The organism is Marseilla massiliensis (assembly GCF_016899955.1).
Classification (GTDB): domain Bacteria; phylum Bacteroidota; class Bacteroidia; order Bacteroidales; family Bacteroidaceae; genus Prevotella; species Prevotella intestinigallinarum.
The window spans coordinates 76,902-99,831 of the sequence record NZ_JACJJL010000006.1 but is presented as its reverse complement, the minus strand read 5'-3'; the positions used below and the strand labels follow the sequence as shown (position 1 = coordinate 99,831).

General features: G+C 57.6%; 22 protein-coding genes and 1 tRNA gene. 9 read left to right on the top strand and 14 right to left on the bottom strand.

Annotated elements, in window-relative coordinates:
- Window positions 1-14: 14 nt before the first annotated feature.
- Genes H6B30_RS05105 through H6B30_RS05095 form a run of 3 tightly spaced genes read right to left on the bottom strand, consistent with a single transcriptional unit; the run spans window position 15 to window position 3,419 of the window.
- Entirely contained in the window at window positions 15-1,004 is a 990-nt protein-coding gene (locus H6B30_RS05105) for an HlyD family secretion protein (RefSeq protein WP_205108568.1), read from the bottom strand.
- Between the two features lie 2 nt (window positions 1,005-1,006).
- Window positions 1,007-2,521 carry a TolC family protein gene (locus H6B30_RS05100; RefSeq protein WP_205108566.1) on the bottom strand — a complete coding sequence of 505 codons (1,515 nt, stop codon included), beginning with the start codon at window positions 2,519-2,521 and terminating at the stop codon, window positions 1,007-1,009.
- Between the two features lie 22 nt (window positions 2,522-2,543).
- Complete coding sequence (locus H6B30_RS05095; RefSeq protein WP_205108564.1) at window positions 2,544-3,419, bottom strand: DUF8429 coiled-coil domain-containing protein; 876 nt, start codon at window positions 3,417-3,419, stop codon at window positions 2,544-2,546.
- A gap of 520 nt (window positions 3,420-3,939) precedes the next feature.
- Between H6B30_RS05095 and H6B30_RS05090 the strand changes: the two genes are divergently transcribed.
- The 6 genes from H6B30_RS05090 to porE all read left to right on the top strand — a co-directional run bounded on the left by H6B30_RS05090 (window position 3,940) and on the right by porE (window position 12,359).
- Entirely contained in the window at window positions 3,940-4,179 is a 240-nt protein-coding gene (locus H6B30_RS05090; RefSeq protein WP_205108562.1) for a DUF4492 domain-containing protein, read from the top strand.
- Between the two features lie 29 nt (window positions 4,180-4,208).
- Window positions 4,209-5,798 carry a cytochrome ubiquinol oxidase subunit I gene (locus H6B30_RS05085; RefSeq protein WP_205108560.1) on the top strand — a complete coding sequence of 530 codons (1,590 nt, stop codon included), beginning with the start codon at window positions 4,209-4,211 and terminating at the stop codon, window positions 5,796-5,798.
- Window positions 5,799-5,952: 154 nt separating this feature from the next.
- A complete protein-coding gene (locus tag H6B30_RS05080) occupies window positions 5,953-7,095 on the top strand; it encodes a cytochrome d ubiquinol oxidase subunit II (protein WP_205108559.1) in 1,143 nt (380 codons plus the stop codon).
- 122 nt (window positions 7,096-7,217) lie between these two features.
- Entirely contained in the window at window positions 7,218-7,853 is a 636-nt protein-coding gene (locus H6B30_RS05075) for a lactate utilization protein (RefSeq protein WP_205108557.1), read from the top strand.
- A 254-nt stretch (window positions 7,854-8,107) separates the two neighbouring features.
- Entirely contained in the window at window positions 8,108-10,153 is a 2,046-nt protein-coding gene (locus H6B30_RS05070) for a DNA topoisomerase 3 (RefSeq protein ID WP_205108555.1), read from the top strand.
- Between the two features lie 142 nt (window positions 10,154-10,295).
- A complete protein-coding gene (gene porE, locus H6B30_RS05065; RefSeq protein WP_205108650.1) occupies window positions 10,296-12,359 on the top strand; it encodes a PorE family type IX secretion system protein in 2,064 nt (687 codons plus the stop codon).
- A gap of 380 nt (window positions 12,360-12,739) precedes the next feature.
- On the opposite strand, the gene H6B30_RS05060 is transcribed toward porE, so the two are convergent.
- From H6B30_RS05060 to H6B30_RS05050, 3 genes are read right to left on the bottom strand one after another with little or no spacing between them, the layout of a single operon-like run.
- On the bottom strand, window positions 12,740-13,081 hold the full coding sequence (locus tag H6B30_RS05060) for a DUF5056 domain-containing protein (protein ID WP_205108553.1): 342 nt from the start codon (window positions 13,079-13,081) through the stop codon (window positions 12,740-12,742).
- Entirely contained in the window at window positions 13,071-13,613 is a 543-nt protein-coding gene (locus H6B30_RS05055) for an RNA polymerase sigma factor (RefSeq protein ID WP_205108551.1), read from the bottom strand. The genes H6B30_RS05060 and H6B30_RS05055 overlap by 11 nt, the downstream gene beginning before the upstream one ends.
- 2 nt (window positions 13,614-13,615) lie before the next feature.
- On the bottom strand, window positions 13,616-14,263 hold the full coding sequence (locus H6B30_RS05050; protein ID WP_205108549.1) for a DUF6249 domain-containing protein: 648 nt from the start codon (window positions 14,261-14,263) through the stop codon (window positions 13,616-13,618).
- Window positions 14,264-14,368: 105 nt separating this feature from the next.
- On the opposite strand from H6B30_RS05050, the gene H6B30_RS05045 reads away from it, so the two are divergent.
- Genes H6B30_RS05045 through H6B30_RS05035 form a run of 3 tightly spaced genes read left to right on the top strand, consistent with a single transcriptional unit; the run spans window position 14,369 to window position 17,127 of the window.
- Window positions 14,369-15,796, top strand: coding sequence for a methyltransferase RsmF C-terminal domain-like protein (locus H6B30_RS05045; RefSeq protein ID WP_205108547.1), 1,428 nt, complete (start codon window positions 14,369-14,371; stop codon window positions 15,794-15,796).
- A gap of 23 nt (window positions 15,797-15,819) precedes the next feature.
- Window positions 15,820-16,614 (top strand): thymidylate synthase, encoded by a 795-nt coding sequence (locus H6B30_RS05040; RefSeq protein ID WP_205108545.1) that lies wholly within the window; start codon window positions 15,820-15,822, stop codon window positions 16,612-16,614.
- Window positions 16,615-16,635: 21 nt separating this feature from the next.
- Window positions 16,636-17,127, top strand: a complete 492-nt coding sequence (locus H6B30_RS05035; RefSeq protein ID WP_205108543.1) for a dihydrofolate reductase — start codon at window positions 16,636-16,638, stop codon at window positions 17,125-17,127.
- 598 nt (window positions 17,128-17,725) lie between these two features.
- On the opposite strand, the gene H6B30_RS05030 is transcribed toward H6B30_RS05035, so the two are convergent.
- The 8 genes from H6B30_RS05030 to H6B30_RS04995 all read right to left on the bottom strand — a co-directional run bounded on the left by H6B30_RS05030 (window position 17,726) and on the right by H6B30_RS04995 (window position 22,875).
- Window positions 17,726-18,229, bottom strand: coding sequence for an Lrp/AsnC family transcriptional regulator (locus H6B30_RS05030; protein WP_205108541.1), 504 nt, complete (start codon window positions 18,227-18,229; stop codon window positions 17,726-17,728).
- A gap of 90 nt (window positions 18,230-18,319) precedes the next feature.
- Window positions 18,320-18,787, bottom strand: coding sequence for an ExbD/TolR family protein (locus H6B30_RS05025; RefSeq protein WP_205108539.1), 468 nt, complete (start codon window positions 18,785-18,787; stop codon window positions 18,320-18,322).
- A complete protein-coding gene (locus tag H6B30_RS05020) occupies window positions 18,784-19,380 on the bottom strand; it encodes an ExbD/TolR family protein (protein ID WP_205108537.1) in 597 nt (198 codons plus the stop codon). Before H6B30_RS05020 ends, H6B30_RS05025 begins: the two co-directional genes overlap by 4 nt.
- A 9-nt stretch (window positions 19,381-19,389) precedes the next feature.
- On the bottom strand, window positions 19,390-19,905 hold the full coding sequence (locus H6B30_RS05015; RefSeq protein ID WP_205108535.1) for a hypothetical protein: 516 nt from the start codon (window positions 19,903-19,905) through the stop codon (window positions 19,390-19,392).
- The gene (locus H6B30_RS05010; protein WP_205108533.1) at window positions 19,889-20,761 is read right to left on the bottom strand and encodes a MotA/TolQ/ExbB proton channel family protein; all 873 of its coding nucleotides are present in this window, start codon (window positions 20,759-20,761) and stop codon (window positions 19,889-19,891) included. Before H6B30_RS05010 ends, H6B30_RS05015 begins: the two co-directional genes overlap by 17 nt.
- Window positions 20,762-20,792: 31 nt before the next feature.
- Window positions 20,793-20,880: transfer RNA gene (locus tag H6B30_RS05005), tRNA-Ser, on the bottom strand.
- A 62-nt stretch (window positions 20,881-20,942) separates the two neighbouring features.
- Window positions 20,943-21,740, bottom strand: a complete 798-nt coding sequence (locus H6B30_RS05000; protein WP_205108531.1) for a TatD family hydrolase — start codon at window positions 21,738-21,740, stop codon at window positions 20,943-20,945.
- 436 nt (window positions 21,741-22,176) lie between these two features.
- Complete coding sequence (locus tag H6B30_RS04995) at window positions 22,177-22,875, bottom strand: hypothetical protein (RefSeq protein ID WP_205108529.1); 699 nt, start codon at window positions 22,873-22,875, stop codon at window positions 22,177-22,179.
- Window positions 22,876-22,930 lie beyond the last annotated feature (55 nt).

The following is a 22,930-nucleotide window of genomic DNA, read 5'->3' as shown; positions in this document are numbered from 1 at the left end:
CGCACCGGCTTATATCATTTTTCTTTTACTACCAACGACATGCCCGGACGAAGCCCTTCAACCTGCCCAACCGGACGCGCCTTGACCTCGAATGTCTTCAAGTCAAACTGCCCGTTGGCCTTGGTTGCCTTCCATACGGCATAGCTTCCCTCGTCCTTCATATAATACACTTTCATGCTTATGTCCTTGCCGAACGCCGGCACATAAGCATTGAAAGTCTTGCCAACGGCAAGCCCGCTCAACTGGTCTTCACGCACATTGAACGTGCCCCACATGTCGGTCATTACCGATATCGACATTATCGGGGCGCCCGTGCCTACGAGCTCGCCCACCTTCGGGTAGACCTCGCTGACCTCACCGTCCATCTGTGCCACCTGGACGGTCTCGTTGATATATGAACTCACCTCGGCCACCGCGCCTTTGGCACGGTTCACCTGGGCGGCTGCGGCCATCTTTTCTTCGCGCCGAGCACCGTTGCGGGCCATGTCATACTGGCTCTGGGCGGCCTTTACCTGGGCCTCCATGGCCTTGAAATTGGCAAAGGCCTCGTCGCGCTTCTGCTCTGTCATGACCCCTTCGTCGTACAGACGCTGCACCCGCCCGTACGACTTGCGGGCGATGTCGAGGCCAGCCTTGGCCTGCTGCAACACCTGGAAAGCTCCCCTCACCTGCTCGGCGCGGGCGCCGCTGCGCGCCATCTCGTCCATGGCGGCAGCCGCATCCTCGGCACTGCGCGCCTGGGCAAGCTTGGCCTGCACGTCGGGCGCGTCGAGAATGGCCAGCGTGTCGCCCTTCCTGACATAGTCGCCCTCCTTTACCCGAAGCTCGAGGATGCGCCCCGGCACCTTGCTCGACACCCGGTATTCTGTCACTTCCACCTGCCCCTGTATGAGCTCCGGCTCACGCCCGAGGGCAAAAAAGCCTATCAAGGCAACCACTACGACCACTGCCGCAAACCCGGCGACGGCAAGCAGGATGTTGTTATGTTGTGATTTTGCTGACATAATCAATCGTCTAATGTTCCAAGGGCCTTCTTCAGGTTGACTTGGCTTAGTTTAACTTCTATTTCTGCGTCTATCTTTTGCGACTGCGCCTTGAGCCAGGCGGTCTGTGCCTCCATCACCGTTGTGCTCTGAATCACACCTTCGCGGAAGCCCAGGTTGGCGCTGCGCAGGTTTTCCTCGGCCTGTTCGGCACTGGCCTTGGCCATGGTCAGCTTCTTGCCGGCTTCCGAAAGCTTGAACGAACTCTGGCTTACTTGCAGCTCGACTCCCTCGCGCGCCTCTGCCAACTCGAGGTTGGCCATGGCTGTGGCGCCCTTTGCGGCCCTCACCTTATAGGCCACATCGCCCCAGTTCCAGATGGGCACGCGCACCAATACGCCTACGCTCCAAACGCCTCCGAACTTGTTTTGAAACCCGTTGAACACGTTTGGGTTGCTGAACGAATACCCTCCGATGAGCGCAACCTGAGGCAGGTTGCCTGCCTTGAGCAGGTTTGTGGCCTGCTTGCTTATGTCGACGGCATTCTGGAGCATCTGCAGTTCGGGCCTGTTGTTAACCGCGTCTGAATGGCTTCCGTACACCGTAGCGTCGGCTGTGGGCAGACTGCAGGAGTCTTCGTCGGCCAAGGCAATGTCGGTATCGAGCGGCAAGCCACATATCTGGCATAGCAACATCCGTGCCAGCACGAGCCCGTCGTTGACCTGAGTCAGCGACATCTCGGCTTCGTTGAGCCTCACCTTCACGCTGAGGCCCTCGGAGCGGGTGGCCACCCCTTCGCGTATCATCTTCTGAACGTCGCTGTCGAGCCGGCCCACCAACTTCAGGTAGCTCTCTGCCAGGCGCTTCTTGTTCTTCAGAGATACTATGGTCCAATAGGCATTGTCAACGTCGAAGAGCGTCTGCTGGCGCTTGGCGTCGATGCCGTTGGCCGCCATCTGCTCGCCGAGGCGGGCCATCTTGTTCATGGCCACGATGCTCCCGCCCATGAATATCGGCTGTGTGACCATGACCGAGCCGGCGAATATGTTGCGGGTATCGGTGCGGAAGGCGTCAACCACCTTCTGCCCTTCGGCGTTGAGTGCCGACGCCAGGCCGGTCACTTGGGCCCCGATGTTGCCCAGGGCCTGGTCGGTGGTGGTGCCAAACACCTTCAGCGCCTCGTCGAGAGCTGCCTTCTGGGCATCGGTGAGCCCCTCGCCAAATCCCTGGAGCGAGCCCGCCAGCCCCGAGGTGGCCGTGGTGCCTATCCCCGAAAGAGCCCCCTTCTGCCTGTCGTTGAGTATTGACAGCTCCCTGCTGTTGTACATGTAGCTGCCCACCGCGCTGACGTGCGGCAGGTACTTCGTGCGGGCCGACTTCCTCATGTTGGTGGCCACATCGCGCTGCAGCTCCGAGACAGCCAGCTGCTTGTTGTTGCGCAATGCCATGGCCCGGCAACTGTCGAGGCTCAGCACATGCGTTGCGGCTGACGACGGCACCGCCCCTGACAACAGCAAGAGCCAAACGATACCTTTCATAATGACTGGAAATTAAAAACGTTTACTTGCTGAACGTAAAGCTCCGCGAGCCTATCATGTTGCCATCGGCAAAGACGCTGACGGTGTAAGTGCCCTTGCTCAAGAACTCCTCAACCGCCCTGTACATGGTGACCGGGGTCTCCTCGCCGGTGTACTCCACGCTTTTCTTCATAGAGCACTCTATGTTGCGGTTCTCGTATGCAAACGTACCGCCCCCACCGAGCACGTCGCCGGTGGGCGTGGTTATGCGGACGTAGAACGTGCGCACGCCGTTGGTGGCTGTGACGTTGCGCGTGATGCGGAACGACACCTCTATAGACTTGCAGTCCTTTATGCGTTTCACGGCCTTGCCGTTTTTCTTCTTGGCTATCATGTTGATACCCGTGGCATCGAGCTGGGCGGCAATGGCCACCTTCTCCGACAGCGAAGCCTTCTCGCTGCTGAGCCCGGCTATCTGGCGGGTGGCCTCGTTATACTGGCCCTTTACGCGGCTGTTCTCCTCCCTGAGGTTCTGGTTGAGGCGGTTGAGCGAGTCAATCTCAAGCACGTAGCTGCGCAACACGGCACGCACCGTGGCCAGTTCCTTCTTGAGACGTGCTATCTCGCGGGCATCGGTACTCTTCACCTGGCGGAGCTCCTCGAGCAGCCTTTGCGTCTTGAGTTGCTCTTGAGTGAGCTGCGCGACTATCGAATCGTTGTTTATTTGCGTCTTCATCTCGCTATACTGGCGGGCGAATTGCTCATACTCATTCTCCATTTCCTTCTTGTCAAGGTCTGCCAGTTCCTGCATGTCCTTGTTCACCTGACGCTGATGGGTCAGCCCAATTGCAAGATATGTAACGCCACCCAATAGCAAAACGATAACCACGATGAGTGGTATCAACAATTTCTTGTTCATATACTTATTTACTTTTAAACAGATGCAAAGTTAAAGTTTTAGAACGAAACGGCAAAAGAAAAGGGCGCGGCATTGAGCAAACGGAAGCAAATTTAAGATTATTACGGAAAAAAAGAACAAAATTAGCACACCCCCGGAGATGCGGGGCTGCACTATGAGAAAAGCCTCTACCTACAGCCGCGGCAACGGGAAGGCGACGCCGCACGGGGCGGCCGGATGTGGTGCCGGTGCACTTTGGCACTGTCGGATTTCCTTACACGCATTGCCATAAGGCACGTTTGGCATTGCAACATGGCCCGTTTAGCACCATGGAAACGGCCGTTCGACACACTCGCACCTGCCGTTTCGGAATGTAAAACGGCAGGTGTGGTGCAACCATCTGGGCCACAATATGTTACAAATCGAAAACCACAAGCAAGCCAACCGTAAACTGTTTTTACATTGCCGACAAAAAAATCCGGCATAAAAAGACGTCGTTATGAAAATAAATATGTAAATTTGCAAAATAAACAATACTGATATGAACAAGCAAAGCCTCATATACCGAATATATGACTTGTATGCCGACGGGTTCCGAAACATGACGATTGGCAAGACGCTTTGGACGGTGATACTGATAAAACTGTTTGTCATCTTCGCCGTGCTCAAGGTGTTCTTCTTCCCCGACTTCCTCAAGACGAAGACTGAGAAGGGCGGCGAAGCCGACTTCGTGGCAACCGAAATGATAACCAGGGGCGCCGGCCCTGAGGCATCGCGATAACCAGACATAACCCCCAAAAACAAAACAATATGACAAACATCCTTATGAATGTAGATGCAGCGGCCATCGACTGGGCAAGGGCGCAGTTCGCACTGACAGCCATCTACCACTGGCTCTTCGTGCCACTCACGCTGGGCCTGGCCGTCATCATGGGCATCATGGAGACGTGCTACTACCGCACGCGCAGTGCTTTCTGGCGCGACACGGCCCGCTTCTGGCAGCGGCTGTTCGGCGTAAACTTCGCAATGGGCGTCGCAACGGGCATAATACTTGAATTCGAGTTCGGAACCAACTGGAGCAACTACTCATGGTTCGTGGGCGACATCTTCGGCGCGCCGCTGGCCATCGAGGGCATCGTGGCTTTCTTCATGGAGTCGACCTTCGTGGCAGTGATGTTCTTCGGGTGGAAGAAAGTGTCCGCCGGGTTCCACCTGGCAGCCACATGGCTCACGGGCATCGGGGCCACACTGTCGGCCTGGTGGATACTGGTGGCCAACTCATGGATGCAATACCCCGTGGGCTGCACGTTCAACCCTGACACCATGCGCAACGAAATGACCTCGTTTGTCGACGTGGCCCTGTCGCCGATGGCCGTCGACAAGTTCTGCCACACGGTGACATCGGCATGGATCATAGGCGCCCTGTTCACCGTGGCCGTAAGCTGCTATTACCTCATGCGCCGCCGCCACCAGGCCATGGCAATCGAGAGCATAAAGATAGGCGGCATCGTTGGCCTCGTGGCATCGCTGCTGGCTGCATTCACTGGCGACGGCTCGGCATACAGCGTGGCCAAGACACAGCCAATGAAACTGGCTGCCATGGAGGCCCTCTACGACGGCGGGCAAAGCCAGAGCCTAACGGCCATAGCGCTCATCAACCCCTTCGCACAGCCCGACTATGCCGCAGGCGGCGAACCGCCGATGCGCATCGGCATACCCAAGATGCTGTCGTTACTGGCCACACGCGACGCCGACGGATTCGTGCCTGGCGTCAACGATCTGCTGAATGGCGGATACACGCTGCCCAACGGCGAGACGGCGCTCTCGGTAGACGAGAAGATAAGGCAAGGACAGGCAGCCATACTGGGCCTGAAAGAGTATCGCGAACTGAAGGCCAAGGAACGGGCCGACGGCCTGACCACAGCCGAAGCCCAGCGCCGCGACGAGCTGAGCAAAGACCTGCAGGCAAACATGAGATACTTCGGTTACGGCTACCTGAAGGACAAGTCGGAGGCCGTGCCCTTCATACCTGTGTGCTTCTATGCCTTCAGGATAATGGTAGGACTCGGCATGCTGTTCATCCTGTTCTTCGCCGTGGTGCTGTTCTTCGCCTACCGCAAGGACTTGGCCCGCACGCGATGGATTCACCTGGCCGGACTGGCACTGCTGCCCCTGGGCTACATAGCCAGCGAATCGGGATGGATAGTGGCCGAAATGGGCCGCCAGCCATGGGCCATCCAGGACATGATGCCGACATGGGTGGGCGTCAGCGACATTGGATCGGCAAACGTGATGGTGACGTTCTTCATCTTCCTCGCCCTCTTTACAACACTGCTGGCCGTTGAAATCAACATCCTGTGCAAGCAAATCAAGAAGGGGCCGGAGACGAGCGAAGGGTGACGCAAGCCGGGCATAAGCCAGCGGCAACGGCCTGCGGCATGGCTGAACTGCCGGCCAACGGCAAGCCGGGGCGCCCTTAAGGCACACTCATGTTTACAGGAGAAAAAGCAAGGCACATAGCCATTAATGAATCACTAATTATGAATTGAACATCATGTCATACGAATTTTTGCAACAATACTGGTGGTTCCTCGTCTCATTGCTTGGGGCCATACTCGTCTTCCTGCTCTTTGTGCAGGGCGGCAACTCACTGCTTTTCTCTGTCGGACAGACCGACGAGGAACGCCGCCTGCTGGTCAACTCGACCGGACGGAAGTGGGAGTTCACATTCACGACGCTCGTAACATTCGGCGGAGCGTTCTTCGCATCGTTCCCGCTGTTCTACAGCACAAGCTTCGGCGGAGCCTACTGGCTGTGGATGATAATACTCTTCTCGTTTGTGCTGCAGGCAGTCAGCTATGAGTTTCAAAACAAACTGGGCAACTTTCTCGGCACACGCACCTTCCAGTGGTTCCTGGTCATCAACGGCATTGTGGGCCCGCTGCTGCTCGGAGGAGCCGTGGCAACATTCTTCAACGGCTCAAACTTCATTGTGGAGAAAAACAACCTGGTGACCGGCCCGACTCCAATCATCAGCAGCTGGGCCAACGCCAGCCACGGACTCGACGCCCTGCTCGACCCGTGGAACCTGGTATTGGCCTTCGCGGTGTTCTTCCTCGCCCGCGTGCTCGGGCTGCTTTACTTCATCAACAATGTCAACGACGAGGCCATACGCTCGCGCTCGCGACGCCAGCTCGTCACAGCCAGCGCCCCGTTTGTGCTGCTCTTCGTAGCTTTCCTGCTGCGCACGCTGCTCAAGAGCGGCTTCGCGGCCGACCCGGCAACAGGGGTCATATCGATGGAACCGATGAAGTACCTCAACAACCTCGTCACGATGTGGTACGTGGCCGCCGCCCTCGTGGTGGGCATCGTGCTCGTCCTCGTCGGCATAGTGCGCACAATAGTGTCCAAGACATACATCAAGGGCATCTGGCCGACGGGCATCGGCGTCGTGATAACGGTCTGCTCGCTGCTGCTCTGCGCTGGATGGAACGACACGGCCTACTATCCGTCGACGGCCGACCTGCAGAGTTCGCTCACCATTGCAAACTCGTGCAGCAGTGAGTTCACACTCCGCACCATGGCTATAGTGAGCATCTTCATACCATTCGTGCTCGCATACATATTCTATGCATGGCATTCCATCGACAAAAAGAAAATAGACAAGAAGGAGATAGCCCAAGACGAAGCTTATTGAACGACATCGGCAGCCGCGCAGGACACACACCAAGCGGCTGCCGATGCCTTTTTGTATACACCTGACACTTGCACGTTCGGAATATTATTAGTAACTTTGCAGCCAGCAAAATCCCAACACACATGACACCGAAAGAATCAAGAAACGAACGATTGGCACAACACCTGATACGCCATCTGGAGCGCCGCAACATGTCAGCATACTATTGCCCGACCGCAAAAGAGGCCGTATCAAAGGTCGTTGAATTGATACCAGACGGCAGCAGCGTCACCTGGGGAGGCTCAATGACGCTGCGCGACATGGGGATACCGGCCGCGCTGCACGCCAGGAACAGCCTTGACGTCATGGATCGCGACCTGGCCGCAAGCCGTGACGAGGCCCAAGAGATATACCGTAAGGCCTTCACTGCCGACTACTACCTGTCAAGCGCCAACGCCATAAGCGAGGATGGGGTCATCGTAAACATCGATGGCACCGGCAACAGAGTGGCCGCCATCACGTTCGGGCCTAAACACGTGATATTCGTAATCGGCCTGAACAAAGTGGCACAGACAGCCGAAGCCGCACTGGCAAGGGCAAGGTCGACGGCCTCGCCCATCAATGCAGCGCGCTTCGACATAAAGACCCCGTGCCACACAGACGGGGTTTGCCACAACTGCAACTCGCCCGAATGCGTCTGCAACCACATACATTTCCTGCGCAACTCGCCCGGCAAGCGCCACACAGTCATACTCGTAGGCGAAAGCTGGGGCTACTGACGCAACGCCGACAGGCGCCAATCACAGCGGTCTTCCATCCAAACCAAGACCGCAAACAGCCATGACCACCATTTACCAGGCGGCTTCCTGACATGCCGGAAGGCTCGAAGCGCAGCACAGCCAAGCCGGCAGTGCCTTACAATGGCAATGCCACCGGGCCCGGCCCGCGCCCACAGCGCCATGCGGGACGAACGCCATCGGCAGCCAAGACGCCATGGCCCATCATCTAACACACCATATCCAACATTACGACAATGATTGTTTGCATAGCCGAGAAACCAAGCGTGGCCAAGGACATTGCCCGAATCCTCGGGGCAACGACAGGCCACGAAGGATACATGGAGGGCAATGGCTATCAGGTGACATGGACTTTCGGCCACCTGTGCACGCTCAAGGAACCGAACGACTACACCCCTCTGTGGAAGCACTGGAGCCTCAGCGCCCTGCCAATGATACCGAAACGCTTCGGCATCAAGCTGATAGACGACCAGCGAATACAACGGCAGTTCGCCGTGATAGAGCGCCTGATGCAGGCTGCCGACGGCATCATCAACTGCGGGGATGCCGGCCAGGAGGGTGAGTTGATACAGAGATGGGTGATGCAGAAAGCCAAGGCCACGTGCCCTGTCAAGCGCCTCTGGATCTCATCCATGACAGATGAGGCCATAACCGAGGGCTTCAGGTCGCTCAAAGACCAATCCGACTACCAGCCACTCTACCTCGCCGGGCTGAGCAGAGCCATCGGCGACTGGATTCTCGGCATGAATGCAACACGCCTCTACACGCTCAAGTATGGCCAGAACCGCCAGGTGCTGAGCATCGGACGGGTTCAAACCCCCACTCTCGCGCTCATAGTCAACAGACAGAAAGAGATAGAGAACTTCAAGCCCGAGCCTTATTGGATACTGTCTACCACCTACAGGGAGACGGTGTTCAGCGCAACCAAGGGCAAGTTCACGGTGAAAGAAGAAGGCGAGCAGTTTCTGGCCACCATAACAGGAAAGCCTTTCACCGTGACCGACGTACAGAAAAAGAACGGCACCGAAGCCCCTCCCCACCTCTACGACCTTACGTCTTTGCAGGTAGACTGCAACAAAAAGTTCGGCATGAGCGCCGAACTGACCCTCAACACAATACAATCTCTCTACGAAAAGAAGCTGACAACATACCCCCGTGTGGACACTCAGTACCTCAGCGACGACATATATCCGAAATGCGCGGCCACGCTATCGGGGCTCAGGGGCTACGAGACGCTCACCCGGCCGCTGGCAGGCAAGCCGCTGAAAAAGTCGAAGAAAGTGTTCGACTCATCCAAGGTGACAGACCACCATGCCATCATTCCCACGAGCGTGGCGGCGCTAAACCTCACCGACATGGAGCGCCACGTCTACGACCTTGTGGCGAGACGCTTCATAAGCGTGTTCTACCCGGACTGCAAGTTCGCCACGACCACCGTCATGGGCAAGGTCGAAGACATCGAGTTCAAGGCCACCGGCAAGACAATACTCGACGAAGGGTGGCGCTGCGTCTATGCCAAGGATGTGCAAGCTGGCAGCGACGACGACGCAAAAGCCGACGACGAGGAGCGCACCCTGCCGCAGTTTGTTGCCGGCGAGAGCGGCCCTCACACGCCGAGCCTGGCCGAAAAGTGGACCACACCGCCCAAATTCTACACCGAGGCGACACTGCTACGGGCAATGGAGACGGCAGGCAAGTTCGTTGAAGACGAGGAACTGCGGGCCGCCTTGAAAGAAAACGGCATCGGAAGGCCGTCGTCGCGGGCCGGGATAATAGAGACACTGTTCAAGAGGCACTACATAAAGCGCGAACGAAAAAACCTCATTGCCACGCCAACAGGTGTGGAACTGATTGACACGATAAAGGAAGAGCTGCTCAAAAGTTGCGAACTCACGGGCATCTGGGAGAAGAAACTGCGCGACATCGAGCACAAGAAATATGACGCGGGGCAGTTCATCGAGGAGCTGAAACAGCAGATTGGCAGCATCGTCAACGATGTGCTCTCTGACAACAGCAACCGCCGCGTGAGCGTAATGACAGACGAAGACATGAAGAAAAAGATGGCCCCGAAGGTGGCCCAGGCGCCGAAGCCCAAGGCGCCCGCCCCACAGAAGAAAGCCGCAACGGGCCTCAAGCCCGACGACAACATCATCGGACGCCCCTGCCCAACGTGCGGAAAAGGCACGATAATAAAAGGGAAAACAGCCTACGGGTGCAGCCGATGGAGAGAGGGGTGCACCTTCAGGTTGCCGTTCGCGGCCAAGCCTCCTGCCCAACAATGACATAAGCAACCAACAGCCCCGTCTGCCACAATGCGGCAGACGGGGCTGTTTCGTAGCTCCGCAATCCGTTTTTGCCGCCCCCCAAAGCCCATTTCGCCACATCATTATAATAATAAGCCGCGATTTGCGTTATTATAATGACATGCGATACACATCGACCATAGCATCAATCATTGTCGTGGCCACACTCCTTGTGGGGTGTGGCGCAGACTCACACATGAAGAAAGGCGACAAGTTTTTCGCGCTTGGCGAATACTACGACGCCGCAAACCAATACAAGAAAGCATATTCTGCCACCGCGCCGAAGGAGAGGGCAACCCGCGGACAGCGCGCACTGAAGCTCGCCGAGTGCTACCGGCGCATCAACTACACGCAGAGAGCAATAGCCGCATACAACAATGCCATACGCTACAACCAAGCCGACAGCATGACGCACCTAAGGCTGGCGCAACAGCAAATGAAGGCGGGCAGCTACAAGGAAGCGGCAAAAAACTTCCAGGCCGCGCTCGACAGCCTGCCCGGCAACAGGCTCGCCGCCAACGGACTGAAAGCTGCGCGCATGGCACCAGAATGGAAAGAGCAAGGCTCGCAGTACACAGTGAAGCGCGAAAACTTCTTCAACTCGCGCCGCGCCGACTACTCGCCGATGCTGGCGGGCGACAACAACGACCAGCTGTACTTCACATCGACGCGCACCGAGGTGAAAGGCGACGAACTGAGCGGCATCACCGGCACGAAGAACGGCGACATTTTCGTGTCGACCAAAGACGAGAACGGCAAGTGGACCAAGCCGCAAGACATAGACACCGAGCTGAACTCGGAGTTTGACGAAGGCGCATGCTCATTCAGCCCCGACGGCAAGACGATGTACCTGACGCAGTGCACCACCGACCCGCAATACCCGCGATACGCCACGATATGCACGTCGACGCGCTCCGACGCGTCGTGGGGCAAGTCGACCACGCTCGAACTTACCAAGGACACGCTGTCGAGCTACGCCCACCCGGCCGTGTCGCCCGACGGCGAATGGCTCTACTTCACGAGCGACATGCCCGGAGGAATGGGCGGACTCGACATCTGGCGCGTCAGGCTGACGGCCGCCGGAGTGGGCGGGGTGGAAAACCTGGGCGAGCCTATAAACACCGAGGGCGACGAGATGTTCCCGACATTCAGGCCAAACGGCGACCTATATTTCTCGTCCGACGGGCATCCCGGCATGGGAGGACTCGACATCTTCATAGCCAAGCCCGACTCCGTGGGGGGCACGTGGCACATTGAGCACCCGGGATACCCGCTCAACTCGCAGGGCGACGACTTCGGCATGACCTTCGAGGGACTGCACAACCGGGGATACTTCTCGTCGAACCGAGGCGACGCCAAGGGCTGGGACCACATCTACAGTTTCGTCAATCCCGAGATAATACAGACGGTGAAAGGATGGGTTTACGAGCAGGAAGGCTACGAACTGCCGCAAGCCGTGGTCTACATGGTGGGCAATGACGGCACCAACCTGAAGCTCAGCGTCAAGGGCGACGGCTCGTTCACGCAAGAGATACGCCCGGGAGTAGACTACGTATTGCTCGGCACATGCAAGGGATTCCTAAACCACAAGGAGCAGTTGAGGGTTGAACCGGTGACCGAGTCGACCGAGTATGTGCTCCAGTTCCCGCTGGCCTCAATCACCGCCCCGGTGCTGATAGACAACATCTTCTACGACTTCGACAAGGCCACGCTGCGGCCCGAGTCGACCAAAGCGCTCGACGAACTGATAAAACTGCTCAACGAGAACCCCAACGTCACCATAGAGCTGAGCGCACACTGCGACTACCGCGGTGCCGTGGAATACAACAAGGTGCTGTCGCAGAAGCGCGCCGAGAGCGTGGTAAACTACCTGGTGGAGCACGGCATTGCCGCAGACAGGCTCTCGCCTGTGGGCTACGGCAAGGAGAAGCCGAAGACCATAAGGAAGAAACTGACCGAGACGTACACCTTCCTGAAGGAGGGCGACGTGCTGACCGAAGACTTCATAAAGAAGCTGAAGCCCGAGGAGCAGGAGATATGCAACCAGCTCAACCGCCGCACGGAGTTCATCGTGCTGCGCACCACCTACGGCATGTTCGACGAAAAAGGCAACCTGAAGAACCCGCCAAAGCCCAAACCGGCCGAAAACCAGGCCCCGGCCGAGCCGGAATGGACGCCGTGGTAGGCACATGAAGCCAAACCGGCAATGGACAAACGCCACGCCGCAACCGCATGCCCTACGCACGGCCACAACCCTTGACGGCAACAGCGTCAGGGCTGCGGACCCGCCGAGAACAATCGGTGCAGCAGTGCAACCTGTCTGGAACCAATGCCCCGGCCATCCGGTTTCAGTAGCAAATGCGCCGCACCGCCCCGACTTGGGCAAGCCATATCATCCAACCGGCTATTCCTTTGGCATCCAGCCACTTACGGAAAATGCCGGACTGCGGTTTCAAAACGGCCCGTATTACAACACAAAACGGCCCGTTCGGGCTTGCAAAACGGCCTGTTTTGCAAGTCCGAACGGGCCTTATCGGATTCTGCCGGATGCGCCCCGCCGGCCTGTCACCACCACGAGCGCTCCCTGTCCATTACCTCTTTGATTAGCAAGGCCATCACCACAGCCATGGCAACAAGCAGGTGTGCCACGTGGTGCCATTGCAAATCGGCCGCCACTATCGTGCGCACGGCTCCGGCAAGCCACACGGCCGCCTCGTGCCAGACACGGAAACCGACAGCCATCACCACTCCCAATGCCAGGCAGAAAGCCGTCCACAGACGGGCCTTCAGCAGCGTGCGGTCGGGCAGGCTGCGCATCACCCTACGGCTGAAGCCCCCGTCGGCAATCTCCGTGCGGGCCGCCTCGCTGAAGAATTTCTCTAAAAGCTTATCGTCATTATTTGTCATATCCATTCTGTCTTAAATAATCCGCCAGCCTGTCCTTTCCCCTCTTAAGGTGCGACTTCACCGTGTTGGCCGGCATGCCGGTGATGCTTGCAATCTTGTCTACGGTCTGCCCGTCAATCAGTTGCAGCGTAACGCAAGCCCTCTCGGCCGGTTTCAGCCGGGCCAGAGCCTCATACACATCCATCCCCAACGCCCCGTCGGGCTCGATGCCGCGGGCTGCCATGGCGGCACAACCGTCGATGTCGGCCGTCGGCCTGTGCGACCTGGCGTAGTCGTAGAGCACGCGCCACGCTATCCTGAACAGCCAGGTAGAGAACGACGACATGCCCCTGAAGCCCGATATGCCCACATACGCCTTGACAAACGTGTCTTGCGCCAGGTCGTCGCTGAGCTGGCTGTCGCCCAGCGTCTGGCTCAGGAAGAAACGGCGGAGCCTCGACTGGTATTTGCAGACAAGGGCGTCGAAAGCCTTCTTGTCGTGCATCACAGCCACACGGGCCACAAGGTATGTGTCATTGGGCTGCAGGCTCATGGTCAGTTGTCTTGCGTTGAGTTCATGTCTCCGTCGCTGCAGTCACGCCCTTTCTTCGATGCCGACGTGCGGGCTATCACCATCTGCCCCACGCCATAGAAGGTGAGGAGGATAGCCAAGCCTATGCAAAGTTCATAATTCATTATCCCGAACAGGCAGCACAGGCCAAGGCCAATCGACACATTCTTTATTCCATTGCGCCAAACCTGTTCGGCCGGCTCCAGGCCCTCGCGCACTATGCCTCCGGGTATGGGCTGCCCCTTTTCCATGGCCATCTCGGCAAGCCTCACTTTCTGCTTGCGTATCTTGTAGATGAAATAAAACAGCAGGCCGAGAATGACGGCGGGGGCCAGCACAAAGAGCAGCAGCAGTATGGAGAACACTCCGAACAGGTCGGTACTGCTTTCAATCATGTCGCGCAAAGCGCTGTCGAAGCTGTCGGAATCCATGTTCACGCTGTAGGTGGCTTGCTGCGGCACATAGTCCGAGTCGGCTGCCGTAGTGTCCGAATAGGCCTCAATGCCGGTGGTGTCGCTTGCCTGCGTGACGCTTACCTTCACATGCTGCGCCACGGCGGACGGTTGCGCCGAGACTGCATTGCCGCACAAAGTGGATGCGGCAATTGCCAATGCTATGAGATACTTCTTCATATATCGTATTTTGTTGTATGTTACATCGGTTTGACGCATCGTCACCCCCGGAAGTTGCAAAGATGCGATTTTTTTTCTAATTTTGCATCCGCAAACAAGCAAACAATGACTCTGCCCGACTCATTTACACAATATACTCGAAGCCTTATGGGCGACGAGCTCTACGGAAAGCTGCTGCGGGGGCTCGCCGACGAGCCTCCTGTGAGCATACGCATCAACAGGGCCAAGTGCCACGCCAGCCCCGATGGTGCCCGGCCTGTGGGCTGGTGCACCGACGGATGGTATCTGCAGGGCAGGCCCGCCTTCACGTTCGATCCCCTGCTCCATGCCGGCTGGTATTACGTACAGGAGGCGTCGTCGATGTTCCTGCACCACGTGATAAGCCAACATGTGGCCGATGCCTCGCTGATGCTCGACCTTTGCGCAGCCCCGGGCGGCAAGTCGACGGCCGCCCTCGGCGCGCTGCCCGACGGAAGCGTGCTGTTTTGCAACGAACCTGTGCGCCAACGGGCCCAGATTCTGGCCGAGAACATGCAGAAATGGGGGCGCCCCGAGGTAGTGGTCACCAACAGCATGCCTGCCGACTATGCCCGCTCGGGGCTGGAGTTCGACGTGGTGCTGTGCGATGTGCCATGCTCCGGCGAAGGCATGTTCCGCAAAGACGAGGGCGCCATTGGCGAGTGGAGCCCGCAAAACGTGGAGCGTTGCGCCGCCCTGCAACGCCAGATAGTGGCCGACGCCTGGCAGTGCCTGCGCCCGGGAGGCCTGCTGATATACTCTACATGCACGTTCAACGCCAAGGAAAACGAGCAGAACGTGGCGTGGATATGCTCCAGTCTCGGGGCCGAACTGCTGCCGGTGTCCACCGATGCGGCCTGGGCCATCACGGGGTCGCTGTCCGATTGCCTGGCAGGGCCGGTCTACCGGTTCATCCCGGGCGTCACCACGGGCGAAGGACTCTTCATGGCCGTGATGCGCAAACGGGGCGAAAGGCTGTCTGCCGCAGCGCCGCAGCGCCGCAGGCAAAACCGGCAGGGCGCCCGCAACCGGGCGGCCGAGTACACCGGATGGATTGAAAAGCCGGAGGATTTCGACTTCTTCACGCCGGCCGACAGCATAGTCGCCATACCCAAGCGCATGGCCGCCCACTATGAGACGGCGGCGCGCACGCTGCGCATTGTGCATGCCGGGGTGACCATAGGCACCATAAAGGGCAGAGACATCATCCCGGCACAGTCGCTCGCCCTGTCTGCCGCACTGCGGCCCGGGGCGTTCACGCGCGCCGAACTGCCATACAGCCAGGCCATAGCCTACCTCCGAAAGGAACAGCTGCAACTGCCCGAGGGCACGCCACGGGGCTTCACGCTCATTACCTACGGCGGCGCGCCGCTGGGATTCGCCAAGAACATTGGCCCAAGGGCCAACAACCTGTACCCGCAGGAGTGGCGGATAAAAAGCTCGCACGCGCCCGGCGACGACTCGCGACCGGCCGTGATATGCACCGACATGATGAATGACGGGCGCCGGCAATAATCATTTGAACAATACAAACAGAAATGAAACAATACTTAGAACTGCTCAACCGCATCCTCAACGAAGGCACGCGCAAGAGCGACCGCACCGGCACCGGAACGCTGAGTGTGTTCGGCCACCAGATGAGATTCGACATGGCAGAGGGCTTCCCGCTGCTCACCACAAAGAAACTGCACCTCAAGTCAATCATCTACGAACTGCTTTGGTTCCTGCGCGGCGACACAAACGTGAAATACCTCCACGACCATGGGGTGAGCATATGGGACGAATGGGCCGACGAAAACGGCGAACTCGGCCCCATCTACGGCCATGAATGGCGCTCGTGGCCCGACTACCAGGGGGGCACGATAGACCAGATAGCCAACGTTGTCGACCAAATCAGGCGCACGCCCGACTCTCGCCGCATGATAGTGAGCGCATGGAACGTGGCCGAAGTAGACAGCATGGCCCTTCCTCCCTGCCATACCATGTTCCAATTCTACGTGGCCGAAGGGCGACTGAGCCTGCAACTGTACCAGCGTTCGGCCGATACCTTCCTCGGAGTTCCGTTCAACATCGCCTCATATGCACTGCTGCTGCAGATGATGGCGCAAGTGACCGGACTGCAACCGGGCGAGTTTATCCACACCACGGGCGACACACACCTCTACCTTAACCACCTTGACCAGGCACGGCTCCAGCTTACCCGCACCCCGCGCAAGCTGCCACGGATGGCAATCAACCCCGATGTCAAGAGCATATTCGACTTCACTTACGAAGACTTCAGCCTCGAAGGCTATGACCCATGGCCGCATATCAAGGCCGAAGTGTCTGTATAACGCAACACAACCTGAACTGAAATGAGAATAAACATCATTGCCGCCGTGGCCCGAAACAGGGCCATAGGCAAAGACAACAAGCTGATTTACTGGCTTCCCAACGACATCAAGAGGTTTAAGGCGCTGACAACCGGGCACACCATAATAATGGGGCGCAACACTTATCTGTCGCTCCCGAAGGGGGCGTTGCCCAACCGGCGCAACGTGGTGCTGAGCCGAACGGTGAGCCATCTGCCCGGATGCGACTGCTATGCGTCGCTTGCCGAGGCCCTGGCCCACTGCCAGCCAGACGAAGACCTCTACGTAATCGGTGGCGCAAGTGTCTACGGGCAAGCCATGGGAATAGCCGACCGCCTATGCCTTACCGAGGTCGACGACTGCCCGGAAGGGGCCGACGCCTTCTTCCCTGAATACGAAGGATGGCATGAAGTGGCACGCGAAGAACACACGGCCGACGAGAAGCATGCGTTCAACTATGCTTTCGTTGACTATGAAAGAAATGCAAACAAATGACAAAAAGGGTTTGGCAATGTCTTGAAAACCGCCTGCACAGGTAGCCAAAAGCTAAAAATACATAGATTAAAAAGCGCAGGTTAAACCGCCAAGTGCAGCATCCGTCATAATAAAAAAAACTGTTTGATTATGATGAGACACATAGCTTACATTGCATTGGCGACACTATTGTGCTTCAGCACAGCGTCATGCATAACACGGCCGCCCCACCGTTACCATTACTCAATGGATGAAGGGCGTCACCACCACAGGCATCACAAGAAGCCCAAGCCACCAAAGAAGCCCGGAAGACCAAAGCCGCCGGGAAAGCCAACACCCCCTCCGCCACCGCCACACCACCGCCGGTGAAAGGCCAACGGGGCCACAGGCAAAGGCAGAAAGCATGAAGCCAACGGCCACGGATGCCGCGGCCATGGCGCAGCAAAGCCAAGCCACGACCGTAACCCGCAGCCAACGAAACAAGGAAAACCCCGTTTGCGGCATTGAGTGAAGGCATCCGCCATAACAAGACGAAGCCGACGGCAATGCAGCAAACGGGGTTCTGTGGTGCCAATACACCGCTGCCGACGCATCAACATACTGACGCCGGCATGCTGTGTCAGATATTCCGGTCCATCATATCATCCTGGTCAATGACAGGAATGTCAACTATCGGCAGCTGGCGGTCTATCGACGTGTTGAACGAAATGATTGTCTCACTGCGTGAAAGGCCCAGCGGCTGCAACTTGTCGTGGATGATGTTGAGCAGATGATGGTTGTTGAAAGCGTATATTTTAATAAACAAGTCAAAGTCACCGGTGGTATAGTGGCATTCCACTACCTCCGGAATCTTCCTCAACTCTTCCACCACGGAATCGAACTTTTCCGGGTTTTTGAGGTTAAGACCTATGTAAGCACATGTTTCGTAACCTATTTTCTCAGGGTCGATGACAAAGTGCGAGCCCTTGAGAATGCCCAGGTTAGTCAACTTCTGTATACGCTGATGGATGGCGGCGCCGCTTACATTGCATGCGCGAGCCACCTCGAGGAACGGTATCCTTGCGTCTGCAGCGATGAGACGAAGAATCTGTTTGTCCAGTTTATCCAATCTTTGATATGCCATTATCTATTTCTTTTGTGGCACAAAAATACAATAAAAATTCGACATATCAAACAAAACTATAAGTAAAAATATAAGAATCGCTATGAAATATCAGTGTTTTTCGTCGGTATTGGCTGAATAAACTACTTTCAGGGCGTGCGCCGAACGCAAGGCTCGCTTTACGTCTTCAATTACGCCCATGGGCGTATCGCGGTCTGCCATTATGCTGACGGTCATATTGGCCGCGTCTTCCGGGGCCATGCGTGAGCGCTCCTTGGCTATGTACTCGGCTATATCGTCGATGTCGCCGTACTTGTCGTTGAGCTGAATGCGCATCGACGAACCATCCGAATGCCCCTGTCCCTTCACCGGACGGCCGATGTAGATGTATGTAGTGGCCGACTTCTTGGCCAGCCTCACCAGTTCTGTACCTTGCGGTGTACGGTATTCCACCTTCAGTTGTGCCTGGCGGATATGCGTCACTATCATGAAAAAGAACAAGACGGTGAATATCAAGTCGGGCAGCGAGGCCGTATTGAGCCCCGGCACCTCGTGGTGCGACGTACGGAAACGGCTCATTTGCCACCTCCTTCCACCTCGAGGTCGCCCTCCGACAGCCGCAATGGATAGCATTCGCACACGGCTTGCTGCTCCTCGTCGTCGCATTCGGCATACGGATGGCCAAAGCGGCGCGTCGCCAAGCGGTCGCGCAGCGCGTTGTAAGCAGCCATCACGGCCTGCTGAACAGCGAAATAAGCATTGTAGGTCGACGCCCGGTCGGCCTTGATGAATATCTGATGGTTGGCTGTGACAGCGCAACGCCCAAGCAGAGGGATGTCGCGCCACACCTTTTCGGGCAGGTCTTTGCTGTCGCTTTCGTTGTCGACGAACTCCATGACCTTGGCCTTCAGCCCGTCGGCGCTCACCTCCTTGCCGTTGCAGGTGATGCGGTCGGCACCGTCCAATGCCACCAGCAGCACATTGCGCCGCTTGACCTCGGCCACAGCCTGCTCCTTTTCCTGCGGCATGGGCGGCAATTGCTGAGTGATGCCCCTGTCGGTCTCCATCGACGTTGTGACAAGAAAGAAGGTCAGCAACATGAACGATATGTCGGCTGTCGACGTGGTGTTCAGTTCCGGAACACGGTGAGTCTTTTTCCTTTCCCTAAGCATGGCCACCTCCTATCGGTCTTTCCTGTTCATCCGCCGGTTGAGCCCCGACACACCGTATGCCACCACTGCCACGGCCACCAGGCCGAGCACTATCGACGTATTGATGAACATGTCGGTGAGCTTGAGCCATCCTGCCTCGGCAAACCACTTGCCGTTGACCCTCACCGGCTCCGCCGAGCCCATGGCAAACGTAACTCCCAAGGTGGCCACGAGCAGCAAGGCAACTCCCAGTGATATGCGTCCGGCTGGCACGCCGTGGGTCTCATAGCGGCTGCCCCCGTGCACTGTTATGCCCCTGACCATTGCAACCACGGCCACGGCCACGGCCACGCCACACAGCACATAGGTGTAGACCAGGAGCACGTCGGTGAGCAACGGGGCATTGAAATTGGTGTCGGCCACGTATGGCATGTCGTAGCCGACGAGGAAGAATGCGCCGAACACCAGCGCAGACAAGGCTATGAGCAGGGCCAGGACACGGCCCGACACCCTGTCGGCCGACAGCCCCTTACGCCTTCTTTTCACCGTCTTGCCCATTGCCAGCCAGCTTATACTTCATTATTGTGTCCAGGAGGGTAATCGAAGACTCCTCCATCTGCGACGTGATATGCTCTATCTTCGACAATATGTAGTTGTAAAATATCTGAAGGATAAGCGCAACTATGATGCCGAAGATGGTTGTCAGCAGGGCCACCTTCATGCCTGCGGCAACGATGGTGGCGTTGATGTCGCCCGCAAGGCGTATCTGCTCGAAAGCCATCACCATGCCGATGACGGTGCCAAGGAACCCGAGCGACGGCGCCATCGAGATGAACAGCGTTATCCACGAGCAACCTTTCTCGAGGTTGGCGGCCTGCACCGACCCGTAAGAAACTATCGACCGCTCGATGTTGTCTATCGACTCGCTGATGCGCGTAAGGCCCTGGTAGCAGATGGAAGCCACGGGGCCGCGCGTGGCGCGGCACAGGTCTTTGGCCCCCTCGATGTCGCCGGCCTCGACACGCCCGCCGACATCCTCCATGAAACGCTTGGCATTGATTTCCGAGAGCGTCAGGTAGATGATGCGCTCTATGCAAAAGGCAAGGCCAATGACAAGGGCAAGGGCCACCAGCGACATAAACCCGGCACTGCCTTCGATAAACTTCACCTTAAGCTCCTTGTGCAGCCCGCCGCCCTCTTCGGGCACGACCTCCTCCACATCGGCGTCGGCCAACGCGGAGTCGCTGACCAACTCTGCAGCCGACGAGTCGCTGACAACAGCCGATGCCGGTGCTCCGGCAGCAATAGCGGCAGTGTCTTTATTGGGGGTAACCTGCGCCATAGCCACCGGGCTATAAGCAATCAGGGCACTAATTGCGCACAAGGCAATTAACTTCTTCATAAGCGTGGAAGAACGAATTAGTACTGTTCAGCGGAGAGAGGGGGATTCGAACCCCCGTGACGCTTTTGGCGTCTACACGCTTTCCAGGCGTGCCTCTTAAGCCACTCGAGCACCTCTCCTTGCGTTTTGCGGTGCAAATTTAAGCCATTTATGTCTATTTCCCGCAACGCGCACAGCCCTTTTATGTTTCTTTAACCAATGATTTCACGTCAAGGGGGCCGAAGATACGGCGCACCGTGGCGTTGGTTGCTTCGGCAAGCTCATCTTCCGAAACGCCATAACACTCTGCAGCCTTGGCCAATACATAGCTCACATAGGCGCTCTCGTTGCGCTTTCCGCGCATGGGCACGGGGGCCATGTATGGTGAGTCGGTCTCGAGCACTATGCGGTCGATGGGCACGTGGGGCAATACCTCGGGCAGGTGCGACTTCTTGAACGTCAGCACGCCGCCTATGCCGAGGGCAAAGCGCTCGAAGCGCAACAGCTCGGCGGCCTCGCGCTCGTTGCCCGTGAAGCAGTGGAACACGCCTCCAGGCAGGTCGGCCTCATATCGGCGGAGCATGGCCACCATCTCGTTCTGGGCCTTGCGGCAGTGAATCATTAGCGGCAAGCGTATCTCTACCGACCATCTCACCTGCTCTTCGAAAGCCTCGAGTTGCTCTTTCTCAAACTCACGGCTCCAATAATAGTCGAGTCCCACCTCGCCAATGGCCACAAATCGGGGCGAAAACAGCCGGCGAAGGCTGGCCAGCACCTCCCTGTAACCGCCATTCACCTCCTCGGGGTGGAGCCCTATCATTGGATGGGCAAAGCCCGGATAGCGGTCGCACGTGGCAAGGACGGTGCCCACCGAGGGCAGGTCGATGGCCGGTATGAGCACATGCGATACACCCGCAGCGCGGGCGCGGCCTACCACTTCGTCGCGGTCGGCGTCGAACTCGGTACCGTCAAGATGGGCGTGTGTGTCTATGAAATGCATAAAAAATATTCTTTTAAAATGATGTTTCAATATTAAAGGCATGGCTGCATGCCGCCCGCACGGTGGCAATGAGGCTACGGGAGCGCGGCCGGGGTGGCCGGGCAGCAACCGTTGCCTGCGGTCACGGAAACCGCCGGCATCCTTTGCATGTAACGATATTTCGCATTTGGGCGAGCGAAAATGCACATCTGCATAAACGCCTGTGCCCCAGTCACTTGCCCACCAATGCCATTCGGCCGTGCAAAACGGCCGACATTGCGGCGCCAAACGGCCCGTATGGGATTGCCAAACGGCCCGTATGGGATTGCCAAACGGCCCGAATCGCGCGCCCGGACGGCCCCCGTGGCGCCACCACGCCTGCATTGTAATCATTTGTTCAGCCACATGCAGCCATGGCAAGCAGCCGATGCCGGCATGCCTCCGCCCTGAGTATGCATCAATACAGATGGGGTTCCTTCCGACGGTAATAGTAAACTACCCCCAGCTTGCGGCACTCGGCATAGCGTACCTCGGGCGGCTCGGAGGCGAAATAGGCCTCTATCTGGTTCCACAAATCGAGCAGCACGGCGTCGACTTCGGGCCTGAGCCGCTGCACGGCGGCCAACGCTGCAGCCGTATGCCGCTGCCGCAGCCGCTGCTCGTTGTAGGCATCGCGGAATATGTCGATGTGTGTTGCCACCTTGCCAATGGTCGGGTTGTATATGGGCAGCCCTCCGCCACGCAGCCGCTCGCGCTCGCCGTCGACCACCTTCTGCCCCCACTCCAGCAAGCTCTCGGCCGACTTCAGGCTTGGCACGGCCGCGTCGCTCTCGGCGAAGCCGTAGAGTTGCTTGTAGCGCGGCTTTATCTCGCCCCGCTCCATGGCAAGGAACAGCACCTGGATGAAATGGCTCAGAAACATGGCGGCGTTGCGCTGCAGTTTCTCCATCTGCCCCGTCTTGCGCTTCTGTGCCATCATGCACACCCTGTACTGCTCGCAAGCGGTGAGCAGTCTGTCGTATGCAGGGCGGCAGCGATTGAGCACCTGCCAGTCGACAATGCGGTTTCTAACCGTGTATATGTCGTTGCAGTCGAGCACGGTCTTCAGTGCCTTGAGCCTTGCGGCGTCGGTCTTTGGCAATCTTCTGTAGGGCATTGGGCTATCTGTTTGTTTGTTGTTGGCTGTAAGAATGAGTGTCGGGCATGGCTGC

Coding starts and splice junctions, on each gene's coding strand:
- H6B30_RS05105 (WP_205108568.1), bottom strand. CDS start 1,004: ATGTCAGCAAAATCACAACATAACAACATCCTGCTTGCCGTCGCCGGG.
- H6B30_RS05100 (WP_205108566.1), bottom strand. CDS start 2,521: ATGAAAGGTATCGTTTGGCTCTTGCTGTTGTCAGGGGCGGTGCCGTCG.
- H6B30_RS05095 (WP_205108564.1), bottom strand. CDS start 3,419: ATGAACAAGAAATTGTTGATACCACTCATCGTGGTTATCGTTTTGCTA.
- H6B30_RS05090 (WP_205108562.1), top strand. CDS start 3,940: ATGAACAAGCAAAGCCTCATATACCGAATATATGACTTGTATGCCGAC.
- H6B30_RS05085 (WP_205108560.1), top strand. CDS start 4,209: ATGACAAACATCCTTATGAATGTAGATGCAGCGGCCATCGACTGGGCA.
- H6B30_RS05080 (WP_205108559.1), top strand. CDS start 5,953: ATGTCATACGAATTTTTGCAACAATACTGGTGGTTCCTCGTCTCATTG.
- H6B30_RS05075 (WP_205108557.1), top strand. CDS start 7,218: ATGACACCGAAAGAATCAAGAAACGAACGATTGGCACAACACCTGATA.
- H6B30_RS05070 (WP_205108555.1), top strand. CDS start 8,108: ATGATTGTTTGCATAGCCGAGAAACCAAGCGTGGCCAAGGACATTGCC.
- porE (WP_205108650.1), top strand. CDS start 10,296: ATGCGATACACATCGACCATAGCATCAATCATTGTCGTGGCCACACTC.
- H6B30_RS05060 (WP_205108553.1), bottom strand. CDS start 13,081: ATGACAAATAATGACGATAAGCTTTTAGAGAAATTCTTCAGCGAGGCG.
- H6B30_RS05055 (WP_205108551.1), bottom strand. CDS start 13,613: ATGAGCCTGCAGCCCAATGACACATACCTTGTGGCCCGTGTGGCTGTG.
- H6B30_RS05050 (WP_205108549.1), bottom strand. CDS start 14,263: ATGAAGAAGTATCTCATAGCATTGGCAATTGCCGCATCCACTTTGTGC.
- H6B30_RS05045 (WP_205108547.1), top strand. CDS start 14,369: ATGACTCTGCCCGACTCATTTACACAATATACTCGAAGCCTTATGGGC.
- H6B30_RS05040 (WP_205108545.1), top strand. CDS start 15,820: ATGAAACAATACTTAGAACTGCTCAACCGCATCCTCAACGAAGGCACG.
- H6B30_RS05035 (WP_205108543.1), top strand. CDS start 16,636: ATGAGAATAAACATCATTGCCGCCGTGGCCCGAAACAGGGCCATAGGC.
- H6B30_RS05030 (WP_205108541.1), bottom strand. CDS start 18,229: ATGGCATATCAAAGATTGGATAAACTGGACAAACAGATTCTTCGTCTC.
- H6B30_RS05025 (WP_205108539.1), bottom strand. CDS start 18,787: ATGAGCCGTTTCCGTACGTCGCACCACGAGGTGCCGGGGCTCAATACG.
- H6B30_RS05020 (WP_205108537.1), bottom strand. CDS start 19,380: ATGCTTAGGGAAAGGAAAAAGACTCACCGTGTTCCGGAACTGAACACC.
- H6B30_RS05010 (WP_205108533.1), bottom strand. CDS start 20,761: ATGAAGAAGTTAATTGCCTTGTGCGCAATTAGTGCCCTGATTGCTTAT.
- H6B30_RS05000 (WP_205108531.1), bottom strand. CDS start 21,740: ATGCATTTCATAGACACACACGCCCATCTTGACGGTACCGAGTTCGAC.
- H6B30_RS04995 (WP_205108529.1), bottom strand. CDS start 22,875: ATGCCCTACAGAAGATTGCCAAAGACCGACGCCGCAAGGCTCAAGGCA.